The following is a 3,952-nucleotide window of genomic DNA, read 5'->3' on the forward strand; positions in this document are numbered from 1 at the left end:
AGCTCTTTTTGGCGTTGTTCTTTAGACTGGGTTAGAGATTTGTGCGAGTTTGTTAGGTTTTCTTCATAAGTTGTTAGAGTACCATTAGTGCCAATTAAGCCATTTATAGTATCATTTAACCCTTTAAAGAATCCGCCTATAATCTCAGTTTTACCATCTAGCTTTTGCTCTTTTAGGCCTAGTTTAGTTAAGAAACTTGATTCGCCTTTAATCTCGATATCAACGCCACCTGAGCCTTTTAGTACTAGTTTGCCATCTTTGTCAAATGAGGCTGAGATATCGCTTAGGCCGCTAGCGTTTGCTATAGCTTTTAGTAGGGCGTTTTTCTTGGCTTTTTTTTGTTCTTCGCTATTTGGATCTGTCGTGCCGCTAGTGCTAGTCGTTCCAGCATCGGCAATTATTTTGTCAATATTAATATCAATCTCTAACCCATTTATTATCAGTTTACCTTTTAACTCATCTCCCCAATCTATTGCTTTATCCCCAAAAGCTGTAACATTGGTAAATTTAGTCTCAGAGCTAAAGAAGCTTTTAAACTCATCAAATTTAGTATTTATCATATCATTTAGCACTGATGAGTCTAGGGTTAGTAATCCATCTTTAGTAAGCGTGATACCAAAATCAGTCAAAGATTTACCATCTTTGCTTACGCCATTTATGATTTTATTTAGTTCTGTGGTGATAGATGTGATCTCTCTTACACCTTGGAATGTACCAGCTAGGCCAGTTTCGCTATCATATTTGGTAGCTTCGTTTATATTATTTATTAGTGAGTTATATGACTCTACCATTGCTTGGATATCTTCTAGGATACCCTCAGTGCTTTGAGTGATATTTACATTAGTACTCTCGCCATCTTTATCTACTTTATTTAGGGTTAGGCTCACACCTAGTATCAAATCATCTACCGTATTTGAGCTTCTAGTGATATCTATACCGTTGTATTTAAATTTAGCATCTTTAGCAACATCTAATTGAGAGCCTACATTATCGCCTTTATCTTTTATATCATCAGGTTTTTTTAATGTTAATCTTTGAATTGTATTACCGTGGCTATCTTTATCTGTTTGAGCTCCTCCAGTACTAGGAGCACTTGCTTTATCAAAGTAAAATCCTAGAGACTCAAGAGTCGTATCATCGCTAGTATGCGATGCACCGCCACTACCTCCGCTAGAAATACTATAAAAGCTCATCTTATTAGCTTCGCCAGTCTCAGCTGATTGGATCACTAGTCTAAATGACTCAGCCCCAGCTGCACCACCTACATTTAGGATTTTAGCTTGGACTTTACCTTCAGTAGCTTCATTTATCTTTTCAGCTAGTCCTTCTAGTGTGGTGCTAGAGTCTGCATTTATCACATAATCCTTACCACCAATACTTATACCAAAGCTAACATCTTTATCAAATACCGTACCATTTCTTAAGTCAAATGTCTTAGATTGATAAGAGTCGTGAGTGGCTAATTGCTGTACGCTTAGGCTCATATTTTGCTCAGCTACACCTGCATTTGCCGTTACGCTTACACTACCGCTACCTGTGGCGTTAGCATCACGTCTTAGATATGTGTTATCGCTTGTTAAATTTGATACATTAGCCTTAAATGTGCTAAGCAGTGTAGTGATTGCTGTTAGGTCTTTTTGTTTAGTTAGATTGTCTTGAATTTTAGTCTCTAGCGGCTTTACAAGGGCTTTTGTATCAGCCTCTTTTAGCTTATCTATTGTATCCCAGCTTAGGATATTTCCGCTACCTACGCCTAGTTGTGATTTTTCAGTATTTATTGCCATTTTTATTCCTTTTTATCAAATATCATACCCACGATGTCTCTAAAATGCTCAGTAAGCTTCATAACTTGATCAGTTGGGATTTTGCGGATTACTGTGCCAGTATCAGCTTCTAAAACATTGACAAACATACTATCGATCTTATCATTATAGCCAAATCTAATATTTGTATTTAGTAGGCTTAGATTATCGTTAGTTTGGGATAAAATCTCTTGAATTTGCTCATTTGTTAGGTGCTCATTGGCTCCATTTTGCGCTGCAGAGTCTTGGCGGAGATTTGGATTTTCTATCTCTCTAGTTTGCGGATTAAACTGCTGCTTGAAACTGGCAGTATTTGCCATATCTAGTTGCTGCTGGGCTGCTGCTTTGAAAATTTCCATTTTGCATCCTTTTAGTAAATTTGTTATATGCTAAATCGGTCAAATTTTACCAAATTTTATAGCAAATTCATAGATTTATCTAGATTTTAAGCAAATTTTATACCAAATTTATAGATATTTTGATACTATTTGGGCTTTAAAGGAGTAGGGTAATGAGAGTTTGTATAGATTGTGAGTGTCTGCTTTTGGCTGAGACTTTAAGGCTATTTTTAGGTTCAAATGCAACAACAAAAAAAGATTGTGATTTTATAGTAAGTGATAGAGCATTGCAAAGCAGCAAGCCAGTCTTTATCATTAGCGATGATTCACCATATCTTAGCGAGCCTTTTAGTAAAGATGTATTATTAAATACGCTAGGTGAGTTTTATTCAGCGATGCAAATAAGCGGCAAAATACAGTCAAACGAGCTAAGTAGCCTAGAGCGTAGAATTGGCGATTTAGTCGATGCGTTCAAGTCTGAGCTAATTAAAATAATAAAAGATGAATATGAAAAATAATCTAACCACCACTATCACTAGTGGCAAATTTAAAGGCAAAAAGCTATCCTTGCCAAGCCTAAGCACAACTAGAAGTACTAAATCTATAGTAAAAGAGTCTGTATTTAATAGCTTGCAGGGTGAGATTTATGGTTCGGTATTTATAGAATTATTTGGCGGAAGTGGATTAATGGCTGCGACTGCGGTTAGTAATTATGCCAAAAAGGGCTATGCTATAGAGCTTGATAGAGCAGCATTTAATAGCTTAAGGGAAAATTTTAGTAGATTAAATGATGATGGAAATGAGGCCTTAGTAGCATTGCATGGTGATACATTTGAGCTAACACCAAAGATTCTTGCTCAAAATATAGAGCAAAAAACTATTATTTATGCTGATCCACCATTTGATATTAGAGATGGATTTAGTGGAATTTATGAAAAACTTTATAAAATGCTAGAAAAATTAGAGGCCAATATAGTAGTAATAGAGCATATCTCAAGCCATAAACCCTTACAAAACATAGGCAAATTCACACTTTATAAGAGCCGTAAATTTGGCAATACAACTTTGAGTTATTATACAAAATGTATCTAGTAAAAAAGTGCTACAGCTACGAGCAAGATATCAAAAAATCAAGCTTTGCTAGTTATATATGTCCATTTAGCGAGTTTGAAGAGTTGCGCGCTAGACTTAAAGCAGACAATCCAAAGGCCGCTCATATAGTCTGGGCGTATAGGTATTATAATAAGTATTTTCAGATTGTAGAAAACTGTAGCGATGATGGCGAGCCAAAAGGAAGCTCAGGACCGCCGTGCCTAGATGCTTTGCGTGGAGCTGGGTTAATAGACACTGCAGTGCTGGTGGTGCGGTATTTTGGCGGTGTAAAGCTTGGTGTTGGTGGGTTAGTTAGAGCGTATGGCAGTAGTGCAAATTTAGCCATAAATGCCGCAAAGCTAGAACGCTATGAGATAAGAGATATTGTGAGTATATTTGTGCCATTTGCATTGCTTTCTAGGTTTGATCATTATAGCCAGCGGCAAGGACTAGAGGCTAGCAAGCGATATGGTGAGACTGGATGTATGTATGAATTTTATTTAACTGCTAAGGAGTTTGGAGAGTTTAGAGAGTTTGTGCGTGAATTTGAGATAGCTGGAGTGCAATACTATGCCTTGCCTCTTAGTGCACGAGAGTAGGGAATATTATAAACTTCTACCAAAACTTTGGAACACCATTTGCTTAGGGCTTTTATAACTTAATAATATTTCTATAAAAGGACTTATAATGGGTTTTAGAATAAATACAAACGTAGCAGCT

Annotated in this window: 5 protein-coding genes; 3 read left to right on the plus strand and 2 right to left on the minus strand. The window is 36.5% G+C overall.

Annotated elements, in window-relative coordinates; genetic code table 11:
* A partial coding sequence (gene fliD, locus J6V67_RS05480; protein WP_291859905.1) for a flagellar filament capping protein FliD occupies nt 1–1,784 on the minus strand: 1,784 nt, incomplete at its 3' end.
* Nucleotides 1,785–1,786: 2 nt separating this feature from the next.
* Nucleotides 1,787–2,161, minus strand: coding sequence for a flagellar protein FlaG (locus tag J6V67_RS05485; RefSeq protein ID WP_291859908.1), 375 nt, complete (start codon nt 2,159–2,161; stop codon nt 1,787–1,789).
* 152 nt (nt 2,162–2,313) lie between these two features.
* Here J6V67_RS05485 and J6V67_RS05490 point away from each other — a divergent pair, with 152 nt between their 5' ends.
* From J6V67_RS05490 to J6V67_RS05500, 3 genes are read left to right on the plus strand one after another with little or no spacing between them, the layout of a single operon-like run.
* A complete protein-coding gene (locus tag J6V67_RS05490) occupies nt 2,314–2,658 on the plus strand; it encodes a hypothetical protein (protein ID WP_291859911.1) in 345 nt (114 codons plus the stop codon).
* Nucleotides 2,648–3,232: a 16S rRNA (guanine(966)-N(2))-methyltransferase RsmD gene (gene rsmD, locus J6V67_RS05495; RefSeq protein ID WP_291859913.1), complete on the plus strand. Its 585-nt coding sequence runs from the start codon at nt 2,648–2,650 to the stop codon at nt 3,230–3,232. Before J6V67_RS05490 ends, rsmD begins: the two co-directional genes overlap by 11 nt.
* Nucleotides 3,223–3,831 carry a YigZ family protein gene (locus tag J6V67_RS05500; protein WP_291859916.1) on the plus strand — a complete coding sequence of 203 codons (609 nt, stop codon included), beginning with the start codon at nt 3,223–3,225 and terminating at the stop codon, nt 3,829–3,831. Before rsmD ends, J6V67_RS05500 begins: the two co-directional genes overlap by 10 nt.
* Nucleotides 3,832–3,952: the final 121 nt, after the last annotated feature.

This window comes from Campylobacter sp. (genome assembly GCF_017646085.1).
Taxonomy (GTDB): domain Bacteria; phylum Campylobacterota; class Campylobacteria; order Campylobacterales; family Campylobacteraceae; genus Campylobacter.